The sequence below is a fragment of the Alteromonas sp. MTD1 genome, from assembly GCF_042848195.1.
GTDB lineage: Bacteria > Pseudomonadota > Gammaproteobacteria > Enterobacterales > Alteromonadaceae > Alteromonas.
The window spans coordinates 46,051-71,390 of the sequence record NZ_BTGG01000005.1; the positions used below are offsets into that span (position 1 = coordinate 46,051).

Here is a 25,340-nt window from a genome sequence, read left to right on the forward strand (position 1 = left end):
TAAAATATAAGGAAGGCGTAATGAGAACTGGGTTTAAATCATACTTGTTTTTCAGTGCAATTGGAGCGACGTTACTTGGACTTACTGGCTGCAGCGACAGTGAAGTAGGGGATGTATCGTTAGGATTATTTACTACCAAAGATATCAAAATAGACGCGCTTCAAGACCCTATCGTAACCGGGGTAACGTGTCATATTTCAAGTATCGAAGCTGACTTGGATTTATCAGACCCTTCAGATAGCGCAATAGCATGCAGGCAAACCGGACCAATTACTGCACCTATGCTTGCAGCAATTGATAAGTCAGATTCTGGCGAAGTCATTTTTAAGAAGTCAAAAAGTGTATTTTTCAAGAATATGAAGCTTCGCCGTATCTACGATGAAAAGGCAAAAACGTTGATTTATTTGTCGTACAGCACGAAAGAAACGTCGGGTAGCTACAAACACAGCTTATCTACCGTGCCTTTGTGGGAGACTCAGGCATTTACCAATATGCAGCCGGCAGGAAATTAGCCAGAGGTGCACGGCTTAGCCTTTATGGTTATAAAAAGTGCAAGGCCGTGCGCATTATTTAAAAGAAGCGTGTGTAAATAAGCATGGCGTTCATTGCCATATCGTCGTCGGTAATTGGACTGTCGCTTATACTGTCATCGAAAAACGTTGCGCCAATCTCGAAACGAGTCATTCCGCCTAAAAAGCGCAGTGTAGATACTGCTAATGACACTTCTGTGTTGATGGCACTATCACCCTGATATGCAGCTCGCGAAAGCGTTACTTCCTCGGTTCGTACACCATAGTAGTAATCTACATAGTTGCTGTCTTGATAAGTAACGCCAATGGCAGGCTCTATCATTAAGCCTTGAATTCTAAAGGTTTTTCCAGCGCTAGCCGTCATTTGATAGCCGTCAAACTTGCCCCAAATATCCGCGTTACCTGACACTGAAAATGCCCAGCTATCGACGTTATAGTTTACACCCAATCCGGCTGCATAGCTGAAGTCTCTATCTTCCATGCCTTCAAAAATCGGGCTGTCATCTTGCTCATACCCAGCAAATACTGGTACCAACTGCGCTTCAATAGTCAGCTGCCGTTCTTGCAACAGTTGATAACTCACAAAAGGCCCGTAAATACGCAGGCGCTCACCGGCATAGCCAATAATAGGAATTGGGATAATACGGTTATCAAAATCAGTGTAAACATCTTGCGCGGCGTTAATACCGAAACCATACATCCAGCCTTGTGGCTGCTGGGGAGCTTGTGCGAGAGCAGGGGAAGAAAAAGCGATGGTTAAGCTTACAGATGAAAGAAGACGGTGAACAAGTTTTGTCATCAAAGTATTTCCTTTTTTTTTTTGACTATACATAGTGCTGATGTGCTTCGATCAGTTTAGATTGCATAATGTTTATTTAGACGATGCCCAGTAATAGATATACTTGGCTATTAGAAGATTTTACGCGCTGTGGTAACCTGAGCCACTAATTAGAATATTTGGAAATTACGTGAGACAACAGTTTGTCATTGGCATCGATGGCGGAGGAACGCGTTGCCGTGCATTATTACAAGATATAAACGGTAACGAGTTAGGTCGTGCTGAAGCGGGGCCTGCTAATATTATGAGCAATGCTCAACAGGCAATGTCATCTATACTTACAGCGTGTAAATCTGTTATTGCGCAAACTTCATTGCCCATACCATTAAAGGATGTGTCTGTATGTGCTGGCGTTGCGGGGGCAAATGTACCTGAAGCAAAATCGCATTTTCTTACTCTTGAGCACCCATTTGCTGAATTAACCGTTATCAGCGATGCACATGCCGCTTGTTTGGGCGCACATGGCGGTAGCGAAGGTGTACTTATCATTTGCGGAACAGGCTCTTCGGGTACGGCTTACTTTGATGGCGCGTTTACCGATAAAGGCGGTTACGGCTTCAATATAGGTGATCAAGCAAGCGCAGCATGGCTGGGCCAAAAAAGCGTACAGCATGCGCTGCTGGCGTTTGATGATGTACAAAAGCGTAGTGAGCTATCTTCGCGTGTAATTGATTATCTTGAGGTGACAACGCCATTACAGCTAGTTCAAGCCGTATCGACGTACACGCCAGATGCTTTTGGCAAGTTAGCGCCTATTGCTGTACAGGCAATGGAGAATGGTTGTCATATTAGTCACGGTCTCATTGCAGAGGGAGCTACCTACCTTACGTCGCTCACAAAGTCTTTATTGGCATCTACAAATACGATGCTACCTCTTTGTGTTGTGGGAGGAATGGCACCTATATATTTACCTCTAGTTGAAAAAAGCTTGAAAGAACAGCTTGTAAGTCCAAAGTTTGATGCACAGCACGGCGCTATATTTTTTCCAACGATGAAAGACAGTTACTATGCAGTGCATCACAGTAGATAACGCCTTATTGCCCTCTGGCTGGCATTATCACCAAACACTTGAAATTGAAAATGGACGCATAGTTAATATTCGTAGCGCAACTGAAAGAGAAAAAGCGTTGAGTGTTAACGGCCGTTTATTGCCGGGCTATGTAGATGTTCAAGTAAATGGCGGTGGTGGCGTGCTATTTAATGCGAAGCCTTCTGCTGCTGCAATAGAGACAATGGCATTGGCACATCTGCGTTTTGGCACAACATCAATGCTGCCAACAATAATCACAGACAACGCCGACACCATGACACGTGCTGCAGATGCGATAGCAGAAGTATTAGCGGCTGGGCCTGAGTGTATAAAAACGCTTATTAAGGGCATTCATTTTGAAGGACCCTTTTTAAGTACTGCGAAAAAAGGCGTCCACGACGATAGATTTATTCGAGTGCCGTCAGACTCTGAAATAGCTACTATTACACGCAGCGATCTTGGTGCCGTATTGGTTACCATTGCGCCAGAAAGCGTTAGCTCCACGTTTATAGAAGAGTTAGTGAGTGAAGGGGTAGTGGTATCCATTGGGCATACTAACGCTACGTTTGAACAAGTACAGCGCGCTATTGATGCTGGAGCAACGGGTTTTACACATTTATACAATGCAATGTCGGCACTTACTTCTCGAGAGCCTGGCGCTGTTGGAGCCGCGTTAAGCAATGCGCAAATGTACAGTGGCTTTATTATCGACCACCATCACTTACATCCTAAAAGTGCGGAAATTGCCCTTAAAATAAAGGGTGAAGACCGTGCAATGTTAGTAACCGATGCGATGGCACATGTGGGGAGCGATATCTCTCGTTTACCTTTTTTCAATACTGAAATTGTACGCAGCGGCAATAAATTGACTACGCAAGAAGGTACGTTAGCGGGGTCTTGCTTGGACATGCACAGAGCACTTGTTAATACTTACAGCGACTGCGGAATATCACTTGAGGCCGCCAGCAAAATGGCAAGTATAACGCCTGCAACGTTTATGAACTTGCAGCATGAAATTGGCAGTATTGAGGTGGGTAAACAGGCCGACTTTGTTTTACTTGATAACAGTCAGATGTTGCTTCAGGTATGGAGTAGCGGGCGCAAGGTATTATAGCGACACGTTAAAGGCCAAAAGCCCTGTGGGCATATGGCCTTTAACTTATTTTCTCTTACCTGTTGTCAGCTCAGGCATTTTCTTTGTGTGCAAGAAACTCTTCGTAATTGCCGTCGAAGTGATTCAGCTTCTGATCTTTTATCTCGATAATTTGCGTCGCCAATGAAGATACAAACTCTCTGTCGTGACTTACAAAGATAACGGTGCCGTCGAATTTATAAAGCGCATTGTTTAACGCTTCAATGGATTCCATATCCATGTGGTTGGTAGGTTCGTCCATTAGCAGTACGTTAATGTCTTCAAGCATCAGCTTTCCAAACAATAAGCGGTTCTTTTCACCACCTGAACACACTTGCACGTGCTTGTTGAAGTCGTCAGATGTAAACAATAAGCGGCCTAACATGCCTTTAATGTGCAAATCGTCATGTTTCGGGCTGCGCCATTGGCTCATCCACTCGAACATGGTGATGTCTTCGGCAAAGTACTTCGCATTATCCTGTGGAATGTAGCCAATGGCCGCATTTTCGGCCCATTTGAAGCTACCTGCAGTTGGCTCAATGTCGTTAACTAAGCACTTCAATAGCGTTGTTTTTCCTGCGCCGTTCTCACCAATGATGGCTAAGCGCTGACCTGCTTCTAGCAATAAATTAGCGCCGTTGAAAAGCGGCAGATCAGGATAGCTATGGCCAAGCTCTTCAAGTGTGATAGCTAAACGGTGAAGCTTTTTGTGCTGTTTAAAAACAATGTATGGCTTTCGTCGGCTAGACGCTTTAACTTCCGCAAGCTCAATTTTCTCTAAGCGGCGTGCACGAGATGTTGCTTGCTTCGCCTTCGATGCATTTGCCGAGAAGCGCGCAACAAAGCTTTGTAGCTCTTCAATTTCTGCCGACTTTTTCGCATTCTCTGCGTGAAGCTGTTCTTGAACTAACATTGCAGCTTGAATGTAGTCATCGTAGTTGCCTGGATAGATACGTAATTCACCGTAATCTATATCTGCCATGTGCGTGCATACAGAGTTTAAGAAGTGTCTGTCATGCGAGATAATAAGCATGGTTGATTTACGCTTATTTAATTCGTCTGCAAGCCAGCTAATTGTGTAAATGTCCAAGTTGTTGGTTGGCTCATCTAGCAACAGAATGTCAGGCTCAGCAAACAACGCTTGCGCTAGAAGTACACGAACTTTCTTACCCGGAGCTACTTCTTTCATCAGTCCAAAGTGGTAGCTTTCCTCAATACCAGCAGAAGTCAGAATTTCGCCTGCGCGGGCTTCTGCGGTATATCCATCCATTTCAGCGAACTGGGTTTCAAGGTCGGCAACACGCATGCCGTCTTCTTCACTCATCTCAGCTTTGCTGTAAATTTCGTCACGCTCTTGCTTCACCGCCCACAACTCGCGGTCGCCCATAATTACCGCGTCTACCACGCTAAATTCTTCAAAAGCGAATTGGTCCTGACTTAAGATCCCCAGTTTTGTGCCTGGCGCCATAGACACATTGCCTGATGTTGGCGTGAGCTTACCGCTCAAAATTTTCATAAATGTCGATTTGCCACAGCCGTTCGCACCAATAAGGCCATAACGGTTACCGTTACCGAATTTAGCTGAAATATTTTCAAATAGTGGCTTAGAGCCAAATTGCATTGTGATATTTGCGGTTGTAATCAAAACAGGTATCCAAGGGGGTAAAACAAAAGAGGAGATACTGGCTGGGTTAATGGCCAATATATAAAAGCGCGCGCACTATAGAGAATTGTGCCGACTATGTCGAGGGAATTTTAACCAGCGCAGTAGCCTTAATGCCATTTTGATAGCTTATCGACGATAAAATCAATAGCCGTGGAGTTTTGAAACGAGTTATGTGAAGAACGCACAATACGCGTTTCTTCTGCGTCTGCAATATACGCACTGGCGTAGCTAACCACTGAATCTGATATAGCATTGCATTGCATGCTGCCACTGCATGTAAGGGAGCCAGTAGAGCCAATAATTGAATAGCTCTCGCCTTGCACGGAAATAGTGTGTAGGGCATTCATTAGTGGGTGGTTAGGTCGCAGCACTTGCACACTATCTGGTCCGTAGTTCTGTAAAAAAGGCAGCATGGCTATAGTTAACCGGTCTACGCCAACCCTGTCGATAAACTGTTTGAAAAGGGTTTTAAAATTATACGGCAGGCTTATAAGGGCAGATCCAATAGTGCCAATGATACTATTTGCCACATCAGACCCTTTGTGAGGGGTATCTAAAAAGAAAACCGTATTGTTGTAAAAAACGGGCGTAAACAAAAATACGTCGGCCAAGGTCGCGTCTTCACTGCCAAGCAGTTCATCAGGAGGAGCAGTAAACGTAGCATCCCACAGCTTTTGGTCTGAATGGGTAGTGAGTAATTTAGAAATAATGCCGCCCATGCTATGACCAATAAAAACAGCATCTTCAAAAGTATTCCCTGTTTCCATTTCAAGGCGTAGCTTCAAGTTGCGAAGCTTAGTTCTAACACGCATGGCGTTGTAAAATGGTGGCGGGCCAGATGGGTAGTAAACATGCCATATTTGATAGCGACTATACAGACTAGGTGTGTTTAATATTGCCATGGTAAGGTGGCGCCAAATAAGTGGGTCGGAATTAAGCCCGTGAGTCATAATAATAGGCGTTTTGTCTGCCGATAGCGGACCAATACTAAATACGCCCATTCTGCTTTCTGCCTCTTGAGGGGTTGTAAACCCTAGCCAGCTAAAGTTGTGAATGTCGGCGTTTTGTAAAAGCGCCAAATAGGCCGCAGAAGGTGAATAGCGTAATGAATACTGTTGAGAACCCATTTGAATGTGTTGCGCATTACTGACAGGTTTTGCGGTTAATTCTATGTGGATACGCAAACCGCTAAGTGAGATGTTGGTTGGATAAATTGATAGCGCCGAAAACCTTCCTTCAAGCGGATAGTTGTCATCAATACTAGTACCGTCTTCCCGCTGGTTAGTTTCTCTACCTACCGCTGCAACGCCTATTTCGCCAAATATCTTCGGTGATAGCCGTTCATCGGTTGGGGACATATCATCAACTAAGAAAATATTACTTGGGCCGGTATATTTTACCTGAATCAGGTTGTCACTTTTATCGCGATGACTGAATAAGATGCTGGTAGCGTTATTATATTTTTCTAAAACTTTGCGTTTTTGTTTATCGGTTATGTCTTGTCTAGAAAGTAGCGCCGTTGTGCAGTGCAGGGTAAGTGCGATATCCAAAGAATTTGTCATAGTTTGGGTTTGGCAGCGCTTAAAAAGATCATTGGTATTTATCAACGATAAATCGGGAAGAAAGCCATAGCCGTAGCTGGGTGCAAGGGAGGTGGTGTTGTTATTTTCTCGATAAAAATCGTTAGATGAACAAGCGCTAGTTAAGCTAACAATGATGAGTAAAAAAACACTACAATAAAAATTATGCACCTGTTTTCAGCCTTTGTTTTTGTTAGTGCAGCAAAAAGTGCTTATACCCTTTTCATGAGTACTACTGTCGTACTGTAACACTGCATTTTTACGCTGAACCACACTCCCAATGTCATGTTGGCCTTATCGTTGCAGTATCTGTTTTTGTAATAGTAGCGTTGTGAAAACACATACGCAAAAACCATTAAAGTTGGCAATGGTAGTTTTTAGTACTGTTACTAAGCATGAATGTAACATGCAGTACAAACGTATAATGCGAATGTTGTGAAGTACATTCGGGTTTTAAGAAATACGATATGACCGTAACACGCATTAGTTTTTACGAAAACCATTGCCATTAGCAAGAAGGAAGCATTATGAAAGCACTTAAGTCGATAGTAGTGGGTTGTTTTACCGCAACAGTTTTAACGGCAGGTAGCGTACACGCTGAAGCAATAAGTTCAGATACAGTTATGCAAGCGCAAACGGCTAACTACAACAAACAGCAGTTAGTTGCTATGGTGAATCGTGCAGACGTGCAAAGCAAACTTGTTGGTTTGGGTGTAGATACTAACGATGCCATCGCTCGTATTAATGCTATGACAGACAGTGAAATTGCACAGTTGAATGACGAAATTAATCAAGCGCCAGCGGGTGGTATTGTTGGCGCTGTGTTAACGGTTCTTGCAGTAATTGCCATCTTAGATCTTGCTGGTGTTACCGACGTGTATCCATTCATTCGTCCTATTAGCAGCTAAAATGGTTGATAAATTAATTCAAAGAGCCTGCCTGTTTGCAGGCTTTTTCTTGTTGATGGGTTGCCAAGGTACGCCTCAAACTGACCAGCTGCGTCAGCATGGGCTGGCAAACCTGCCACCACCGCATACCATTTCCTCGGTACCTTTTTACCCTCAACAGCAATATTACTGTGGTCCTACAACACTTTCCGAAGTGTTCGGATTTTATGGCGTAAATGTATCGCCTGACGATATTGCTCCAAAGCTCTTTATTCCAGATAAAGAGGGCAGTCTTCAGCTAGAGATGGTAAGTGCTACCAGGCAGTATGGTTTTTTACCTTATACCGAGCGCGGTACCTTAAAATCGATTATGGCAATGGTAAGCGATGATGTTCCTGTAATCGTTTTTCAAAACCTGTCTATTCAGCTTTTACCTCAATGGCACTATGCTGTAGTTATTGGATTTGATAGCGAAAAAGGCACAATCACCCTACATACAGGAGTGACAGAAAGCCACGAAATGTCTTTCGAACTTTTCGAGCGCACTTGGGGTAGAGGTAATTATTGGTATATGACGCCAGTTCCGCCTGGGGTTACGTCAACCGAAATGACACCCTTTAACTATACCCAAGCCGCATACGACATGCTTAAAGTGGGAGATAGAGACAAAGCCATTGCCTTTTTGGAAACGGCGACACAGCAGTGGCCAAAAGAATGGCTAGGGTACTTTTTGCTGGCTAACCACTATTTGAAGAGTGACGCTGAAAAATCGCAGTATTGGTTTGAGAAAGGTTTTAGTGCAGGGCAGTACCAAGCGCCTTATGTACACAACTATATTGTAGTGCTGTATAAACTCGGAAATAGTCAGCGTGCCAATGCCATGCTCGCTCAAGCTCTCAGACAGTTTCCTGACAATAGCGATTTAAAATCTCTAGCTGACAAACATAATGTGACACATTTTAGTGCTTTGAATTAGCGGCAGACCAATTATCATCTATTATTAAAAGGTGATACAGAGAAGTTTAAAAAAGGTATGCCAAAGAAACTAAGTACAACGTCTGTGCAGTATGACGACGGTATTGTAACAGCAACACTGCATGGTTTATTCAATGAGCAAAGCGCTCATGACTACAGTAAAAAGCTTTTTGGCTTAGTAAGAGAGCTAAACGGAAAGCCCTTTGCGTTGCTAGCCGATATTCGTCATGTACAGGGAGCAACACCCGATGCGTTTGATATCTTGAGTGAAATAATTGGGAAACTGCCTAACATGGGGTTGTGCGCAAAGGCGTATGTTTATGAAGGCTTAGTGATTAAAGGCATCATGTTTCAGCGTATTCCTAAACTAAAAGAGATGGAATATTTGTTTTTTACCGATTGCGACGAAGCTCGTGATTGGCTTAGTGACGAGTTTATTAAGAAATCAAATACCTAGTTATTGTGGAGCTAGAGAGCAAAGCGCTTCACTAGAAGTTATATGAATGTTTTATCGGAAGCTATATAGCGACAGATAATCTTTCAACTTTCCTAACATCCTTCTATAGTCAGATTACTCACTAAAAACTACAAGGATTGAAGTTATTATGTCATCACTACCCGCACCAGGTTTTCTAAAACACTTAGTAGCAACTTCGCTCGATGATTCGGAAATTGAGGTACACGAGGAAAACCTGACTACAAATCATGACAACGGTGACTTCGAATATATTCACCTTGTTACATTAGAAACTCGCAGTGAGTACGAAAATCGGACTCGTTGGGGGGCTTTCAAGAACTGGTTGCGCAGTAAATTTTAAGCTTTTAAGCCACATTGAATGGGTATGATCCACTGTCTTGTGTCTTTTGTGCAAAAATAGGGTTTGTTCAGATATTTGTAGAAAAATGGTGGCCCCACCCTGACTTGAACAGGGGACCTGCCGATTATGAGTCGGATGCTCTAACCAACTGAGCTATAGGGCCATTTGAAGATGCCTTGTAGTATTTCGTAACCAAAACAACCACAAGCGAGCGCAAGTATAAGCAGTTTTATTTGCCTTGTCACGCCTCGCTAGTGGCTTTATGGAGCGTTTGCTTCATTTTTGTTCAGTACGTCTTCGGTACACAGTAAATACAGCTAAAGAAACAAGTAACCAAAGGCCAGTTGAACCGCCGCCACCGCCATTGTTTGCTGGTGGTGTAACGTCTTCTACAGGAGGCGTTTCAACCGGAGGTGGATCTACAGGTGTTGATGATGCTGGTTCTTCAACTTCAACAACAACTGTGTCACTACTTTCTACACCAAACTCATCGGTGGCCGATAGGCGGAATTCTAGAGTTGTTGGATTGTCTGGTGTGGTAAAACTGGCTGAAAGCGAACTGGCATTCATTATAGTGACAGTCTCTCCAGACACTTGCGACCATTGCGTGCTGGTTAGTTCGCCTTCAGGATCTGCTGCTGTGCCGTCCAATGACTGGCTAGTTCTTAGTAAGGCCGTAAAGTCGTCACCTGCATTCACAATAGGTGCCTGATTACTTTCATCATCTTTAATCGACACCGTTGTTTGCGTAAAGCTGCCCAATAGGTTGGCATCGTCAGCACTAAGTACTATTGAAAATTGTTCGGTGTCTTCGCTAGCCGTATCGTTTAGCAGCGTTACTGAAATTGTTCTGGCGCTTGTGTCGCCTTCTTGCCAGCTTAATGTACCCGTTAGTGCTTCGAAGTCTTCACCTGCAACGGCTGTATCGCTTTCAAGCGCATAATTAACATTAAGCTCGCTTTCGCTTCCGCCTTGACGCGTAACTTCAACGTCAACTTGTCCATTGGTTTCCAGCACCGAAATTGCAGTGGTACTTAGTTCAGCTTTGCCCACTTGTGCAACGCCTTGAATTTTCACCATGTTGCTTCCAAGCCCTGGCACAAGTCCACCGCCCTGTGGGTTAAAAAGACGTACAAAGAACAGCTCACTAGGTTCATCGTCTGCATTAGCTTCAATGTTTAGCTCGATATTTTTTGTACCGGTCTCAGCTAATCCCCATGCTAGTTCACCTGAAGCTAAAGTAACATCGCTACTATCAGCCGAACCTTGAATTACTTCATAGTTCACTGTTAGCGCGTTGTTACCGCTTTTATTCACGGGAACGTTAAGCGTTGTATTTGCCGCGGTTTCTAACGTCGATTGCGTAAAGCCAACGGTAGTTGTGCCGCTTAATGTGTTGTCTTTAAGTACAAACAGGCCTCGCTGCCTGTCACTCACAATTATATTGCCGCTAGGAAGAAATGGGTAAACGCCCCACGCGCCGTTAAAATTACTCGAGTTAAAGTCGGGGTAAGTGTCGAAGAAACCAACTTGTTCAGGTGCTGTCGGGTCTGAAATATCCAGTATGGTTAGTCCGCGCTCGTAGTTGGAAATGTAGTAGCGGTTACCACGTACATAGCCGTTGTGATCCACCGTAGTGTTGTCGCTTACCCACGTTGCCGCCAACACAGGGTTAGTAAGCGATGAAATATCAAATACCATTACGCGGGTGTTCAAGCTGAACTGGCGTTCGTCAATTTCATCGTGAACAAAAGCATAGCGTTGGTCTTCAGTTACCCAGCCACTGTGTGTGTAGGCAACGTTGTCGTAACTAATACTGCTAAGCTCAACCGTGCTATTTTGTACCGTATGATCCCACAGGCGCATTTCCGACTCGTTAAAATCAAGCATGACTGTGCAGCCATTGGTGTTACCGTTAACGCAGTCGGTTTGGGAACGACCATCGGTAACAAACATCGATGAAATGTCGTGTGTATAATCTGCCCTTGTTAACCCGTTAGGCGTAAAACTTGCTGCAGGTGTTTGTGGCGTATCTAAGTTGTAAGAACGAAATGCACCGCCGTTAGAGGCTTGGCCAACTAAATGTAGCTGAGCAGCGGCGTTATTAATGGTGGTGTTAAATGTGTAATTAACGTTAGACACATAAATATTGTGAGCGTTGTTATCGTCTCGGTTTCTTGAAGATAAGCTAACACTATTTGGCAAGTCATTCAGGTCGATAATTGAGAAGCCTTCGCTTTCAGAACTCGCATAAGCAAAAGCACGCCAGCGACTTGATGTATGGTCGTAGTACTGCAGTACTTTAATATCACGCCAGCCAGTACTTCTTCCGGAAACTTCACCCACTACAGTAGGTGAAGTAGGTGTAGTGATATCTACTACCACAACGCTTGAGTTCATACCTACAATGGCATATTCACGTTGCGTGTTTAAATCAATATGGCCCCAAATGTCATTCACGTCATTCGATACGTTGGATAGTTGGTTAATAGTGACTCGACTTAACAACGACACATTGTCGCAAGGGTATCCGTCAGCAAGGCCGTTTTCACATGCCACGTTGGTGAGATTTTGTTGTGAGACGCTATCCTGCAGTAAACGCGCGATGGCTTCGCCGCTTTTACCGTCTGATATTGTATTAAACCCCTTAAGGTAAAGTGATTCCGACAAATAAGCTGGCGTATTAACAATAGTGGTATTGTTTACGGTAGGGTTTTGCACTTGAAAATGATCGATACGAGAAAATCCACCCAAGACCGGCATAAGGCTATCATTCAATAGTAGGCTTTCAATATTATCTTCGAGTTTGTACGTGCCCTCCGCAACCAGTAGCCTGTCACCTTTACTTGCTTGTCTTGCGGCATAAGCTAATGTTTTACACGGACGAAAGCGGTTGTTGCACTGTCCTTCATCTATACCATCCGCAGCAACAAAGCGCGCTTTATCGTGATCTATGTGTGCGTAAGCGCCTTGACTAGTAAATGCCAAAAGCAGCACTATTAGTGAAAAAAGAAATACTCTCATATTATCGTCCGTGCAATTTGTATGTGTCGTGTAAAAAACTACCAGATATCTATAGGAAGTACATAAACAAATGAAAATGCCTTATCGCATTGGTGTCATCTCAGCGTTACTTTTCTCGCTTGCAGGTTGTGACTTTTTGGGGCTTAGCAGCAGGGAGCCGGGCGAAATCCCTTTTGATTTAGTGGGAGTAGATACCGCGGCATGCCCAATGATTATGAGTATTGGCAATGACCGTTGGAATATTGATTATTTCAGCTTTTATTTAAGTGAGCCCGAACTGCGAATAGATGGTAGATGGCAACGGATTAAATTCAAACAAACGAAATGGCAAACGACAGATATCGCGCTGTTAAAATTCCATTCTTTGTGCAGTAACCCTCAAGACGCTAACGACAGAATTGTGTTAGAGGCCTCGAAAGAGTTAATGCAGCTATCGACTAGTCTTCGCTTTAAGATGAGTCTTCCTTTTGATATCAACCACGCTAACCCGTTAACGCAGCCTTCGCCCTTAAACGATAGCTCTATGTTCTGGAGCTGGCAGAATGGCCATAAGTTTTTGCGTATGGATGTGTCAAAAGTGGGCAATGAAGAGAAGAAATGGTCGTATCATCTAGGTAGCGTTGGCTGTGAATCTGACTCGGCCGTCCGCCCACCCGAGAAATCGTGCGCTTTTACTAATCGCGTGGAGTTTATTTTACCTATGACACAGCTTGATACGCAGCTAGATATTGATGTGCATGTTTCGAATATTGTTACACAGGTGAACATTAACGAGGCGACAAGCTGCATGTTCGACAGCCCTGAAACCAAGCCATGCGATAAGCTTCTTCGCAACCTTACACACAGACCTTGGCTGCAATGGCAATAACGCTTAGATCTTTCTTACTCAGTATATTTATAGTGGGGCTTACTGCATGCAGTAAGCCGCCAACACCTTATTCGTGGAACCTGCCGCATAACGTTCCGCCTCCTCAAGTGCCGGATGATAATCCTATGACTGAAGAGGGTGTGGCTTTAGGTAAAAAACTTTTTTTTGATACAGCGCTAAGCGTTAATGAAAGTATTGCCTGTAGCAACTGCCACTTACCAGAACATGCGTTTGCCGACCCTCGTACTGTTTCAATCGGGGCTGGCGGTGAAGCGCTAACTCGAAATGCTTTAGCATTGGTTAATGTGGCCTACAACGCGTCGTTCACTTGGGCCCACAACAATTTAGACAGTATTGAAAAACAAATTCTCATTCCTTTATTCAATGAGCACCCTGTCGAAATGGGTGTTACCGGTAATGAATCGTTGATATTGTCGAGGTTAAATACTCCGGCGTATCGAGAAGGCTTCAAAGCAGCGTATGGCGACAGCTCTCCAAATATGAATAACGTAGTGCGCGCCCTTGCAAGCTATGTAAGAAGTCTGGTGTCGTTTAATAGTTCGTTTGATAAATACGCCTATGCTGGTGACGACTATGCGCTTACACCTCAGCAAATACGAGGACTAAATTTATTCTTTTCGGAGCGTACAGAATGTTTTCACTGCCATGGTGGAGTTAATTTTACGCAATCGTCGAAACACAGTTCTCAGTCGTTTGCAGACCAGCCTTTTCACAATACTGGCATGTACAATACAGATGGTATGGGAAGCTATCCAAAGTCAGACATGGGCCTTTACAGCATTACCCATAATAAAGCCGATATGGGTAAATTTCGAGCACCTACACTTCGTAATATCGCTTTAACGGCACCGTATATGCACGACGGTAGTATTGAAACATTAGAAGACGTAGTGGCGTTTTATGCCCGTGGCGGTAACAAGCGAGATAAAATTAACCCTTACCGCAGTCCTTTTATCAAAGGATTTCGCTTAACAGAAAGTGAGAAGGCGGCGTTGATTGCATTTTTACATGGCTTAACTGACGATAAATTCATCGATACACACAAAGTGCACAAAAAAGAGTGATTTTTTACTCGTTTTGAACTATTTGTGTTTATACTTTAGTCACTAATTACAACAAATTGCTTATGTGCTGACAGTTAACATCGTGATAAACTCAAGGACTTACATACTTTTGTTAACAATTATAAGCAGGTGAGCGGTCGCGGAGATGAGAATGACAGAAAAACCCTATATTACTAGTGGTCGAAATACCATCATTCACAAAATAAGAAAACTAGATCTATTGATTATCAATGGTGATGAGCATCCGCCTCTGCTTGTAACGTACAAAGGCATTAAAAAGTACGAAGGCCAAGTGCCAGAAAATAAGCGCGATGCAAAGATGATGGATATGGAGCTAGTCGATGTAACCACTAGCGACGTGTTTGGCGATGAAAAAACGCTTTTATTCGTGCAAACCCTAAACGGTAAAGAATATAAAGTAGACTACTCGAAAATTGGTACGGGTATGTTTATCAAGATACACCAAGACAGTATCTTTTAATCCGTTCTCAATTCAAATATTGAGTTGTGGGGTCAAGCAATTTGACCCCAATTGTCAGCACTTTGGGTATTAAACCCTTTTATCATTTTATCCTTCCCCTTGAGTTGAACGTACCGATTTTCGAATATATCGAATCGACACACATCAATTGGCGTTGTTTCAGACGCGTTTACACCATCAACAACTCCAGCAGACTTTAATGCAGCAGCTACAAGCTCAGAGCAAAACCATCGATTATAATTTTCTTGGTTGTAAGTGAGGCGTGAAAGAATAAGGTGCTGGTCGGTGACATCTATGGCCGCCCCAAAGAGTTGCTGTATATCGTAAGGTTTGCCGTCTTGCTTTTGCATGAACTCGAAAAAGGCATCTTGATTTTGCTCAAAAATAGCTCGTGAAGCAGCCGACAAAGGTAGCCACCACATGTTGCCTTTATATGTTCTTACTTTTTTGTGAAGGCAATTTTTCATAACGCCGCGCTTGCGTCGAAACCATGCCGATTCCATTATTTTTAAAGAAACATTGTCTTTTGGGTGAGTGTCTTGATGATTTTCCATGACTATGGCGACATGGGTTACACTTGAACCGGTAGTAAATTTTGCCCAACGAGAAAATATGCTTTGCCCGCCAAAGGCAATAACGTCACCAGGTTGCATGTACTCTCTTACTTGTCGATAGCTTTTTCTCTGAAGCATACCTCGTCCCTGACTTAATGTTTTATTCGGTAACGCTAAGTAGTTGCCGTAATGACTAGTTCTTATTTTCTCTTCGCGTTTTCACACCAAAAGTGTTGTTTGTATCAAAGTGTGTGCGAAATACGACTAAATACAGTTTACACCGATTATTTAACCTCGCAATTTGTGTGCTTATCGCAACATCGCAAATAGCGGGGGTTTAACGATTTTATAGCGTTTCAACGGCAAAGTTTCACTAACTTAAGGATGCGGGGCAGGGAGTGGTCGTCACCGCGTTAACTAACACAATCAGAGGACTTGTTATGTTGAACTTACGCTCTAAAACTAAACAGCGCCACTACACTACTGCAGTATTAGCAGGTATTACTTTTTCATTAGTAGCATCGGTAGCAAACGCAAAGGACTATCCACTTCACCTTGAGAACGAGCTTATTGCGGTATGTGCAGCCGTTAAAAGTGACAGCAAATTGAAGTTAAATCGAGCAGTTAAAGCAACGGGGTTAAATATTCGAGACTTACACGAAGGATTGGTTTGCAACGGTGAAGACTTGCTTTCTTTTGCAGCCACGCACAATGCATTGAAAACACAGAGTCTTATTGCTAAGCACGTTAACGATCAAAACACTGTGCTTACTGCGAAACGCTAATGCGCTTTTTTAGCCTCCCTAACCATTGGGCTACGCAGCCTGTAGCCCCTTTTTAATTTTAGCAGTAGGGACGCGTTTTCTATTTTTTATAGTGCGAGGGAAAGCAAATGATTGCTCTTGTATTTCTTCAGTCGATAGCGCGTCAACAGCAGCTGATAGCACTATTACATCGCCTAAACATTTTTTCCTCCATTTATGAAGCACAGTCGGCGGGGCATTGCCTAGCCTTGGCTGAAAAACACCCCAATTCAATTGGTTTTTATTCTGTTGCTCGATCGAGCCGAAATCTGGCATCGCGTTATTGGGTTGCAGTTGGTGAAAAAGATAGCGAGGCGCTACTGGCTTTCGACCATAACGCATCGGGCTTTATTGCTTCACCATTCGATGGCTTACAAATAGAAAATGTCATTGCGAGCGTCGAGCAGAAGTACATTTGTTATGAACGTACTTCTCAGTTTCAGCAACTTGTTAACAGGTTGTGTAAACAATATGGTGTTTCAGAACTTGCACTATTAGCTAAGCTACGCAGGCAGTTAGATCAAACTAAAAAGCCATGCATGGTTGGTGTACGCTCGGAGAAAGGGTGGTGCTGTTTAAACCCCATTGACGTTAAATGGATTGAAGCCGCTGGTGACTATATGTGTATTCAAACGATTAATGAAAACATAATAGTGCGAGCAACGTTAAATGATTTATTGAAACGTTTTGATGACCAACGCTTCAAGCGTTGTAACCGCTCGGTTGCCGTAAATGAAGAGCATGTGACCAAACTAGAGCAAAGGCTGAATCAGCGACATGCCATTATGAGTGATGGGGCTACATTTAAAATCACACATAAATACTATTACCTTTTCTGGAAAACTCGATAGAGAAAGAGTCAACCATTAAGACCATTGTCTTGCTGGCAGTTTCGGCTTTAAATGGGTAACCTCTTGTAATGACTTAACTTCGTAAAACTACGGCGCGGTACTACTTCGTTGCAAGAGGAAAAATGAGGGCAATCAAACGCTACTTTGTTGGTGCATTACTTGTATTTTTAGCCTATTCGGTGGGCGTTAGCATTACCTATTATGCGGCATTGCCTGTACCTAGTGCTTTGGTTGGGCTGTTACTTTTACTTTTTATTCTATTTAAATTTCCCTCTGTTGAAGTTGATGTTTCCACTTTCGTCACTGGCCCTTTAAAACATATGTCGCTATTTTTCGTGCCGGCGGTTATGGGCGTATCTCTATTTTGGGACGAGATAAGCAGCAATGCACTAGCCATTGGACTGGCTATTATCTTAACCACAGCAATTAGCCTGTTACTAACGGCGCAAGTGGCACAGCGGTTACTCGTTAAAAAAGATAGTCTTAACCGTAGTGAAACTGCCGGTGCGAGCTCAGAAGGCGCTGGCAATGATCAGTGAACAAATTCAAGTGCAAAGTGCGTTGTGGTTACTGGCCACGCTGCTGTGTTATGTAGCTGCGCTTCAACTACATCGGCTTTGTAACGGCCACCCAATAACACATCCGTTAGTTGGCACAGCTGCGCTGCTGAGTGTCTTCTTGTTATTAAGTAAAACCACCGTTGAAAGCTACCAGCAATCGGCATGGCTTCTACATTGGGGGCTTGGCCCCGTAACTGTGGCTTTAGCGTTACCTATTTATAGGCAATGGCAAAAGCTCAAGGTCTATGGCTGGCCGCTTACTTTAAGTATTTTTGTTGGCGGTGTTTTAGCGCCATTGCTAGCGTGGGGCGTATTATATGCTCTTAATGCCCCACTGAGTTTGCAATTCACTATGCTCGCAAAATCTATTACTACGCCGCTTGCTATGGAAACGGTAAAGTATATTGGTGGCGTGCCCGCTCTTGCGGCTGTATTTGTTATTGTTACAGGTATAGTGGGCGCAGTGGTTGCTGGTAGTATATTTTCAGTATTCGGTATTAACAATTCACATGCGCAAGGGGTTGCACTTGGTACTGTTGCTCACGCAGTAGGTACTGCTAAAGCTATACACATGGGTGATGAAGTTGCCGCCATGGCGACGTTAGGCTTATGTGTAAACGGTATTTTTACTGCACTTGTATTGCCAATGTTGTTCGTATTACTTTGTTAGTTTCGTTAATCTTTTCATTTAAACGTAAATTTCTATATTCTTAGCCATAAAGTTACAATGAATCTGGCTGGCAATATTTGGCAAAAGTGCTATTTCTTAATGATATGTTTTATTGTGAATTAATGCCTTTTTAAACGCCGAGAAAAATCATCCCTTTAGTTCATCGCTTTGGTGCCGATACACTAAAAATAACAAAAAATCGTCGGTGAAAACTGGTTTATAAGCTAGGTGGTAAAAGAACTTAATGTTTTCTGTACTCGTATGTGACGACTCTTTAGTGGCGCGTAAGCAAGTGGCCAAGTGCCTTCCTCAAGACTGGGAAGTTGCGGTTCACTTCGCCAAAAATGGTCAAGAAGCGTTAACCGCGCTAGCGGAAGGCAAAGGTGACCTTTTGCTGCTTGACTTGAACATGCCTGTTCTAGATGGGTATGGTACCCTCGAAGCTATTCAAAAGCAGGGGCTAAAAACTAAAACCGTAGTAATTTCTGGTGACGTTCAGCCTGAAGCACATGAACGCGTTACCTCGCTCGGTGCGATTGATTTCATTCGAAAACCTGTCGATCCATCTAAACTTGCCGAAGTACTTGATAAATACAATATCTTACACGTTGAAGAAGAGATCGAGGTAGAGGAAACGCCGCTCGATCCTGATATTCGCGATTGCTATCAAGAGATTACAAATATTGCCATGGGGCAAGCGGGCGACCACCTTGCCCGTATCATGAATGTATTTGTTGAGCTTCCTATTCCAAATGTGAACCTTATTGAAGTGTCTGAACTGCACATGATGCTGTCTGACATTGAAAGTCACGAACAAGTTACCGCAGTTTGCCAAGGCTTTTTAGGTCCTGGCGTAAGTGGCGAGGCAATATGTATTTTAAGTGACTCTAGCTTTGATGACGTGGCCAAAATACTGAACGTAGAAGGTGAGGTTGACGACCAACTTCAGCTAGAGTTGCTGATGGACGCTGCTAGCATATTGATTGGTACTTGTTTAACGGGACTAGCTGTTCAGATGGACATTAACTTCAGCCAAGGCCATCCAATCGTGCTGGGTCAGCATCGTGCTATTACCGAAATTATTAGCATGAACCAAATTAAATGGAAGCGTACGTTAGCAATAGAGCTAAGTTACGGCTTAGAGGGCTACAACGTTCAGTGTGACTTAATCCTGCTGTTTACTGAAGAATCGATGAAAATGATGAATTCGAAGCTTGCACACTTGTTGGAGGATTTCTAATGAGTCAGCACTTAGATGAGTTGCAAGAATTCCATTGGATGATGGACATGCTGCAGTCGGTAGACGTTGGCATAGTTGTGCTTGATAGGAATTTTAATGTGCAGGTGTGGAACGGCTTTATGGAAAGTCACAGTGGTTTGTTACCCAGTGAAGTAAGAGACAAGTCGCTGTTCACGCTTTTTCCTACCATCAAGCAAGACTGGTTTATGAGAAAAGCGAAACCCGTTTTCGACTTAAAAACCCGTGCGTTTATGACATGGGAACAACGCCCTTATTTGTTCAAGTTTCCTAATTATCGGCCGATTACAGGAAGTGAATCTTTTATGTATCAAAACATCACACTTTCTCCGTTAACCTCAGCAACGGGCAGAGTGGATTACATCAGTATGATGATTTATGACATGACTGACGTGGCCGTAGGTAAAAAGCAACTAGAAGCACTCCAAGTAATGGTTTCTGAAGCAAAAGAATCGAAGCGTGTTTTGTAGTTAGTCTTTTGCTTTTTAGATTTAGTGTGCTGTTTGCTTAAGCAGTACACTGCCTCGTCACTGCATTTAATTTCTCATACTTTGATTTTGCACACCAAGCGTGCTTGGTGTGATAGGAGTACTTATGCAAGCCAATCATTCTCTCTCTTCCTGGGCAAAACTTTGTTATGGCGTTCAATGTTTCTTCTTTGCCTTATTAACTCTCTCATTGGTTGCTTGTGGAGGCGGTGGTGGCGGAGATGACGGCACCGACGGTGATGGCTCGGGCAATACGAATCTACTGATCAATGCAGGGCCTGATGCAACGGTTACCGAGGGAGTAAGCTATACGCTAAGCGCAGAAGTATCGGGCGGAGACGGAAACTACACCTACAACTGGACATCGTCGCCAACAGTAGCCATTACACAAGATGACACAAGTTCTTCAACGGCGAGCTTTACTGCCCCTTCAGTAAATGCATCAACAGAGTACCGTTTTACCGTGTCGGTTAACGATAATAGCGGGAAATCAGCGACAGACTTCACCATTATCACCGTTGCGCCAGTGAATATCGCGCCTGTAGCCAGCGTGACCGTACCGAGTTATAGCAATTTGCCTGCAAATACATTTCCAGGCGGAGTTGAGGTGATATTCGATGGCTCGGGCAGCAGCGATGCCGATTCGGCCAACGGAATCGCCGATTATAGCTGGTCGCAAACTAGCGGCACTAACGTTATTACTGGCGTAGACACCAACTTATCAACGTTAACTATTACTACCCCTATCGCTAACGATCCACAAACACTTAGCTTTGAACTTCAAGTAACTGATACCGAAGGCGCTACAGACACCGAGACCGTGACTATCTCTATTCAGTCAGAAACGGAGACGCTACCGGTTGTTGATGCTGGTTTTTCTCAAGGTGTTTTCAGCGGTGAAGTGGTTATTCTAAACGGCACAGCAAGCACAAGTATTCCTAGCGCCATGCCTCTGGTTTATTCCTGGGAGCGAAGCAATAACGTACCTTCATCAACGGCTAGTAATGCCATTCGTGCAATAGATGACGATGATGCGCTATCTACGTTTGCAGTAGCGCCTGCGGTAGATTCAGCAACGGTTGTGGCTTACACGTTAACCGTTACCGACGCTAATGGAAACAGTGTTGAAGACACCATAAATGTACGTATTCGCCCGATGCCTACGCCGCTGATGAATGATACGGGCTTCTTACAACAGGCTACCAACAACGCGTTAACGTCGGTTCAGCAAAATGATTTTCCAGGGCAAGACGGTCAGCGCGGTGCCGATATCATTGAACAAAATGGCTTAATTGAAAAAGCAGGTCGTGGTAAAGCAGGTTTTGATTTCACACGCTTAAATGCCAATGGTGATGAGCAGGATGCCAGCGCCGCAACATGGTCCTGCGTGCGAGACAATGTAACGGGCTTAGTGTGGGAAGTGAAAACTGATGATGGAACGTTCCAAGATAAGGATTTTACGTATTCTTGGTTCAGTGACGAAGTAAACGGTGGGTTTGAGGGAGATCAAACTGGCGCAAATGCAACGTGCTTACTGGCCGAGTGCAACACATCGGCTTACGTCGAGGCCATGAATGCACAAGGGTTATGCGGCTTTTTCGACTGGCGCATGCCAACGCATAAGGAGCTGTTTTCGCTAATGCATTTGGGTATTGCTAACGATGTAGCAATAGACGAAGACTACTTTCCAAATACAGGGCAAGTGTCTACAACACCACTGTGGTATTGGACATCGGTGCCAAGTGCTGACGGTGTAAACAGCGATGACGCACAAAATGCATGGGCGTTAGACTTCGATTCAGGGGTAGATAATTTCTTGAATAAGTCTACGGCAGGTCGTGTGCGATTAGTTCGTGCTGGGAGATAATGACGATGCTAAAAAAAGTAATTAATACAGTGTTTAAAATAAAAAACGTAAAACAAATTGCAACCGCAGTGGTTAGCTTTGCATGTATTGCCACTTATTCATCTTCAGCTCTTGCACAAGAGTGCTTGTCGGATGGCTTAGAAACAACACCAAGCAGCAATTTTACAGCGGTAACTACAAATACACTACTTGATACCACTACCGACCTAGTTTGGCGAAGATGTTCAGAAGGACAAACGTGGGATGGTTCAACCTGCAGTGGAGAAGCGGTGAAATACACTTGGCAAGAAGCGTTGCTGCTAGCGCAACAGGCCAGTAATGAAGATTTATTAGGTTGGCGATTGCCAAATGTAAAAGAGTTAGCAACGCTAACCGAACGCGATTGTGTTCGCCCTGCTATAAACGCGTCGTTGTTTCCAGCAACGCCTGCTGACGACTTCTGGAGTTCTACTCCTTCTTCAGACGACCCAGATCGAGCATGGGTAGTGGCGTTCTTCAACGCCAGTCATTCAATAAAAGAAAAAGACCGCTTTATTTACGTTAGGTTAGTACGCACTTTTACCAACGATTAATGACTGTAAAGGTTTAAGGCCTAGTCTTTGGTCTAGTATCTGGTTAGTTAACTTTATCTCCACAAAGCACGCACTATAATGCGTGCTTTGTTTTTTTGCGTTACCGCCAAATTCAACCTGATTTTTAGCACGTTAGACTCATGATGGCTTTTTATTTTACGCCAAGCTAGCCACAATGATAACATGAAAATAGAAATGCGCCTTAGGGCTGTAATACTTGCTGTAAGCTTATTCGCTGGTTTTAATTTATCAGCGCAAGCCGAATATACCTGCAATATTGATTTTGCTTACGGTATAGCTGTAAACAAAAACCAGCTGCGTGTAATGGACAAAACACGCACTGTTGTACAAATTAATGATCAGTCTCAATTGTTTGTAAGCGGCCGTTGGCAAACGTTGGACGACCAGCAGCGCGCTTTGCTAGAAGAGTACTCCTCTGGTCTGCATTATGTAGTACCTAAAATGATTGTATTGGCAACCGAAGGCGTTGACCTTGCCATAGACACTATTGAGCATGTTTATTTAGGCTTGGTAGGAAGCGATCACGACAGCTACGAACGGTTGAATGGTGCCATGAAGCGCGTAAGACAGCGTGTTAAAGATAAATTTCGCCATGCCAGCAACCATTATTTCATTGGCCCAGGATCGCTTGAAAGCGTAGATGACTTCGTAGACAGTGAAATTGAAGCGCAGCTTGAAGAAGCTATTTCTACTTCTATAGGCGGCATCTTGTCTGCTATAAGCGGAATAAACACGGGCAACGGTGAAGTAAATCAGGAAAAAGTGGCTGAGATAACGCGTCAGCTGAACAATGTTGGCGAACATTTAGATGTGGGCGATAAAGCTACTACACTGCGCAAAAAGGCCGAGTGGTTTTGCGAAAAACTGAAGCGTTTAGATGCTGCGGAAGAAAAACTACGAGAAAGCGTTCCCGCATTTAAGCCCTACAATATTATTACCTTGCAACAAACAGATTCTGACTAACGCCATTGTTAGTTAGAATGGTTAGTCAAAAAATATAGCTGCTACACAAAACAAGATAAAAGCGAATTTAAATACCGTCTGCCCTTTGCCGTTACCTGCCAATGGTTATCAGAAATAGAAAGCAACCCTTGCCGATTTGCATCAACAAGCGCCTTTTGCACCTCTGTCGATAGCGCAATTCCTGTAAAATCGCTGAAATCACTAATAGGGCAGGGTTCTACAAGGCGAAAGCGGTTCATGAAAAATTCAAAAGGAAGATCGTCTTCCTGCACCAAGGTTTTTGTATCAAGGTACGGCCTGCTTATTTCCATATAGCCACGCGGGTGTTTAACTTTCACTAATCGGTTAATAGTGCCATTTTGTGTGTCAGTCACCTTTCCATGCGCGCCACAGCCAATACCCAAGTAGTCGCCAAAGCGCCAATAGTTCAAGTTGTGTTGGCACTGATGCCCGGGTTTGGCGTAGCCTGAAATTTCGTACTGATGATAGCCAGCCGCTTCTAGAAGCGCATGCCCCTTTTCTTGAATGTCCCATAAGATGTCATCGTCTGGCAGCTCTGGTGGACGGGAATAAAAAGGTGTATTGGGCTCGATGGTAAGTTGATACCAAGACAAATGATATGGATTAAGCGCAATACCTTGCTGTAGGTCAGACATGGCATTTTCAACGCTTTGCTCTGGCAAACCGTGCATTAAGTCTAAATTGAACGTGGGTAAGCCAGCACTATGTGCCTGTTTTACCGCATTTTCAGCCTGACTTTCGTTATGAATTCTACCAAGAACATTCAGGTGTTTGGGCTGAAAGCTTTGGATACCCACTGAAATTCGGTTAACACCTGCTTGATAAAAGCCAGCAAATTTACCCGCTTCCACCGTGCCAGGATTGGCTTCCATGGTTATTTCAGCGCTGTCACTTAAATTAACGCGCTGTTTAACGCCGTGTAAAATATCGGCCATGGCCTGCGATGAAAACAAACTTGGTGTGCCGCCACCAATGAAAATAGTTTCAACAGTGCGATCGCCAATTAGCTTGGCGTCTTCGGCTAGGTCATCTAGCAAGTGCGCCACATACTCTTTTTCCGGTAACGCCGACTTCAGCCCATGGGAATTAAAGTCGCAGTACGGACATTTTTGAACGCACCACGGTATATGAATGTATAGGCTAAGCGGTGGATTACGCAAAGTTTGCTCTCATATTATCTAGCAATATTGCCAGTGCTTTACCACGATGACTGATGCGGTTTTTCTCTGCTTTTTCCAGTTCAGCAGCAGTACAACTGTGCGATGGAACATTGAAAACTGGGTCGTAGCCAAAACCATCGGTACCAGAACGCGCGGTAAGAATTTCACCTTCCCACTTACCTTGGCTTACCAACGGTACTGGGTCGTCGGCATGACGCATAAACACAAGTGTGCAGAAGAAATGAGCCTTGCGCTGGGTTTCGCCTTCAAGCGCTGCAAGGAGCTTATCAATATTAGTATCGTCGGTAGCGTCTGCGCCAGCATAGCGAGCAGAGTAAATACCCGGTGCACCGCCTAGGGCATCAACCACCAAGCCAGAGTCGTCAGCTATAGCAGGAAGACCTGTTACCTTTGCTGCATGACGCGCTTTAATAATGGCATTTTCAACAAACGTAGTGCCTGTTTCAGGTACATCAGATACCCCTAACTCTTTTTGAGCAACGACAGCTACACCGTAATCAGCAAACAGTGACGCAAACTCGCGTACCTTGCCTTGGTTACCCGTTGCTAAAACAATTTTTTCAGGAAATTTCATAATGCTCTCTTTTGAAGGGGCTGCGAGGCCGAGCGACGAACAT

At 43.9% G+C, this 25,340-nt stretch carries 26 protein-coding genes and 1 tRNA gene; 19 read left to right on the plus strand and 8 right to left on the minus strand.

Features of this window, described 5'->3' with window-relative positions; all coding sequences use genetic code 11:
* Positions 1-20: 20 nt before the first annotated feature.
* Entirely contained in the window at positions 21-512 is a 492-nt protein-coding gene (locus tag ACGHAV_RS07845; protein ID WP_390378767.1) for a CreA family protein, read from the plus strand.
* A 58-nt stretch (positions 513-570) separates the two neighbouring features.
* On the opposite strand, the gene ACGHAV_RS07850 is transcribed toward ACGHAV_RS07845, so the two are convergent.
* On the minus strand, positions 571-1,329 hold the full coding sequence (locus ACGHAV_RS07850; RefSeq protein WP_390378770.1) for a MipA/OmpV family protein: 759 nt from the start codon (positions 1,327-1,329) through the stop codon (positions 571-573).
* Between the two features lie 169 nt (positions 1,330-1,498).
* Here ACGHAV_RS07850 and ACGHAV_RS07855 point away from each other — a divergent pair, with 169 nt between their 5' ends.
* Both ACGHAV_RS07855 and nagA read left to right on the plus strand, forming a co-directional pair.
* A complete protein-coding gene (locus ACGHAV_RS07855) occupies positions 1,499-2,398 on the plus strand; it encodes a BadF/BadG/BcrA/BcrD ATPase family protein (RefSeq protein ID WP_390378772.1) in 900 nt (299 codons plus the stop codon).
* On the plus strand, positions 2,376-3,512 hold the full coding sequence (gene nagA, locus ACGHAV_RS07860; RefSeq protein ID WP_390378775.1) for an N-acetylglucosamine-6-phosphate deacetylase: 1,137 nt from the start codon (positions 2,376-2,378) through the stop codon (positions 3,510-3,512). The genes ACGHAV_RS07855 and nagA overlap by 23 nt, the downstream gene beginning before the upstream one ends.
* A 70-nt stretch (positions 3,513-3,582) precedes the next feature.
* Here the strand turns inward: nagA and ACGHAV_RS07865 are convergent, their stop codons facing one another.
* Positions 3,583-5,175 carry an ABC-F family ATPase gene (locus ACGHAV_RS07865; RefSeq protein WP_390378778.1) on the minus strand — a complete coding sequence of 531 codons (1,593 nt, stop codon included), beginning with the start codon at positions 5,173-5,175 and terminating at the stop codon, positions 3,583-3,585.
* A 128-nt stretch (positions 5,176-5,303) separates the two neighbouring features.
* On the minus strand, positions 5,304-6,947 hold the full coding sequence (locus ACGHAV_RS07870; RefSeq protein ID WP_390378781.1) for an esterase/lipase family protein: 1,644 nt from the start codon (positions 6,945-6,947) through the stop codon (positions 5,304-5,306).
* 356 nt (positions 6,948-7,303) lie between these two features.
* Between ACGHAV_RS07870 and ACGHAV_RS07875 the strand changes: the two genes are divergently transcribed.
* The 4 genes from ACGHAV_RS07875 to ACGHAV_RS07890 all read left to right on the plus strand — a co-directional run bounded on the left by ACGHAV_RS07875 (position 7,304) and on the right by ACGHAV_RS07890 (position 9,456).
* A complete protein-coding gene (locus ACGHAV_RS07875) occupies positions 7,304-7,684 on the plus strand; it encodes a PA2779 family protein (RefSeq protein ID WP_390378784.1) in 381 nt (126 codons plus the stop codon).
* Position 7,685: 1 nt separating this feature from the next.
* Positions 7,686-8,639 (plus strand): PA2778 family cysteine peptidase, encoded by a 954-nt coding sequence (locus ACGHAV_RS07880; protein ID WP_390378787.1) that lies wholly within the window; start codon positions 7,686-7,688, stop codon positions 8,637-8,639.
* Between the two features lie 57 nt (positions 8,640-8,696).
* On the plus strand, positions 8,697-9,095 hold the full coding sequence (locus ACGHAV_RS07885) for a hypothetical protein (RefSeq protein WP_390378790.1): 399 nt from the start codon (positions 8,697-8,699) through the stop codon (positions 9,093-9,095).
* A gap of 148 nt (positions 9,096-9,243) precedes the next feature.
* Positions 9,244-9,456 carry a hypothetical protein gene (locus ACGHAV_RS07890; protein ID WP_370243842.1) on the plus strand — a complete coding sequence of 71 codons (213 nt, stop codon included), beginning with the start codon at positions 9,244-9,246 and terminating at the stop codon, positions 9,454-9,456.
* 86 nt (positions 9,457-9,542) lie between these two features.
* On the opposite strand, the gene ACGHAV_RS07895 is transcribed toward ACGHAV_RS07890, so the two are convergent.
* Positions 9,543-9,619, minus strand: a tRNA-Ile gene (locus tag ACGHAV_RS07895).
* 113 nt (positions 9,620-9,732) lie between these two features.
* Complete coding sequence (locus ACGHAV_RS07900) at positions 9,733-12,480, minus strand: choice-of-anchor B family protein (protein WP_390378794.1); 2,748 nt, start codon at positions 12,478-12,480, stop codon at positions 9,733-9,735.
* Between the two features lie 70 nt (positions 12,481-12,550).
* Between ACGHAV_RS07900 and ACGHAV_RS07905 the strand changes: the two genes are divergently transcribed.
* The 3 genes from ACGHAV_RS07905 to ACGHAV_RS07915 all read left to right on the plus strand — a co-directional run bounded on the left by ACGHAV_RS07905 (position 12,551) and on the right by ACGHAV_RS07915 (position 14,914).
* Positions 12,551-13,348 (plus strand): MbnP family copper-binding protein, encoded by a 798-nt coding sequence (locus ACGHAV_RS07905; RefSeq protein ID WP_390378797.1) that lies wholly within the window; start codon positions 12,551-12,553, stop codon positions 13,346-13,348.
* Positions 13,339-14,433, plus strand: a complete 1,095-nt coding sequence (locus ACGHAV_RS07910; protein WP_390378800.1) for an MbnH family di-heme enzyme — start codon at positions 13,339-13,341, stop codon at positions 14,431-14,433. The genes ACGHAV_RS07905 and ACGHAV_RS07910 overlap by 10 nt, the downstream gene beginning before the upstream one ends.
* A 151-nt stretch (positions 14,434-14,584) precedes the next feature.
* Complete coding sequence (locus tag ACGHAV_RS07915; RefSeq protein ID WP_390378803.1) at positions 14,585-14,914, plus strand: hypothetical protein; 330 nt, start codon at positions 14,585-14,587, stop codon at positions 14,912-14,914.
* A 32-nt stretch (positions 14,915-14,946) separates the two neighbouring features.
* Here ACGHAV_RS07915 and ACGHAV_RS07920 read toward each other — a convergent pair whose 3' ends face one another.
* Entirely contained in the window at positions 14,947-15,606 is a 660-nt protein-coding gene (locus ACGHAV_RS07920; RefSeq protein WP_390378806.1) for a hypothetical protein, read from the minus strand.
* Positions 15,607-15,908: 302 nt separating this feature from the next.
* Here ACGHAV_RS07920 and ACGHAV_RS07925 point away from each other — a divergent pair, with 302 nt between their 5' ends.
* From ACGHAV_RS07925 to ACGHAV_RS07965, 9 genes are all read left to right on the plus strand, one after another.
* On the plus strand, positions 15,909-16,253 hold the full coding sequence (locus tag ACGHAV_RS07925; protein ID WP_334012578.1) for a DUF3718 domain-containing protein: 345 nt from the start codon (positions 15,909-15,911) through the stop codon (positions 16,251-16,253).
* Between the two features lie 107 nt (positions 16,254-16,360).
* Entirely contained in the window at positions 16,361-17,122 is a 762-nt protein-coding gene (locus tag ACGHAV_RS07930; RefSeq protein ID WP_390378811.1) for a LytR/AlgR family response regulator transcription factor, read from the plus strand.
* A 122-nt stretch (positions 17,123-17,244) separates the two neighbouring features.
* On the plus strand, positions 17,245-17,661 hold the full coding sequence (locus tag ACGHAV_RS07935; protein WP_390378813.1) for a CidA/LrgA family protein: 417 nt from the start codon (positions 17,245-17,247) through the stop codon (positions 17,659-17,661).
* Positions 17,651-18,352, plus strand: coding sequence for an LrgB family protein (locus ACGHAV_RS07940; protein WP_390378816.1), 702 nt, complete (start codon positions 17,651-17,653; stop codon positions 18,350-18,352). The genes ACGHAV_RS07935 and ACGHAV_RS07940 overlap by 11 nt, the downstream gene beginning before the upstream one ends.
* A gap of 244 nt (positions 18,353-18,596) precedes the next feature.
* A complete protein-coding gene (locus tag ACGHAV_RS07945) occupies positions 18,597-19,592 on the plus strand; it encodes a response regulator (protein ID WP_390378819.1) in 996 nt (331 codons plus the stop codon).
* A complete protein-coding gene (locus ACGHAV_RS07950) occupies positions 19,592-20,080 on the plus strand; it encodes a PAS domain-containing protein (protein ID WP_390378821.1) in 489 nt (162 codons plus the stop codon). Before ACGHAV_RS07945 ends, ACGHAV_RS07950 begins: the two co-directional genes overlap by 1 nt.
* Before the next feature lie 124 nt (positions 20,081-20,204).
* Entirely contained in the window at positions 20,205-21,965 is a 1,761-nt protein-coding gene (locus tag ACGHAV_RS07955) for a DUF1566 domain-containing protein (RefSeq protein WP_390378824.1), read from the plus strand.
* A 5-nt stretch (positions 21,966-21,970) separates the two neighbouring features.
* A complete protein-coding gene (locus tag ACGHAV_RS07960) occupies positions 21,971-22,537 on the plus strand; it encodes a DUF1566 domain-containing protein (protein WP_390378827.1) in 567 nt (188 codons plus the stop codon).
* Positions 22,538-22,720: 183 nt separating this feature from the next.
* Positions 22,721-23,521: a DUF2884 family protein gene (locus ACGHAV_RS07965; RefSeq protein WP_390378830.1), complete on the plus strand. Its 801-nt coding sequence runs from the start codon at positions 22,721-22,723 to the stop codon at positions 23,519-23,521.
* Between the two features lie 41 nt (positions 23,522-23,562).
* Here ACGHAV_RS07965 and hemW read toward each other — a convergent pair whose 3' ends face one another.
* Positions 23,563-24,702, minus strand: a complete 1,140-nt coding sequence (hemW, locus tag ACGHAV_RS07970; protein WP_390378833.1) for a radical SAM family heme chaperone HemW — start codon at positions 24,700-24,702, stop codon at positions 23,563-23,565.
* Positions 24,695-25,297 carry an RdgB/HAM1 family non-canonical purine NTP pyrophosphatase gene (gene rdgB, locus ACGHAV_RS07975; protein ID WP_390378836.1) on the minus strand — a complete coding sequence of 201 codons (603 nt, stop codon included), beginning with the start codon at positions 25,295-25,297 and terminating at the stop codon, positions 24,695-24,697. The genes hemW and rdgB overlap by 8 nt, the downstream gene beginning before the upstream one ends.
* Between the last annotated feature and the right edge of the window lie 43 nt (positions 25,298-25,340).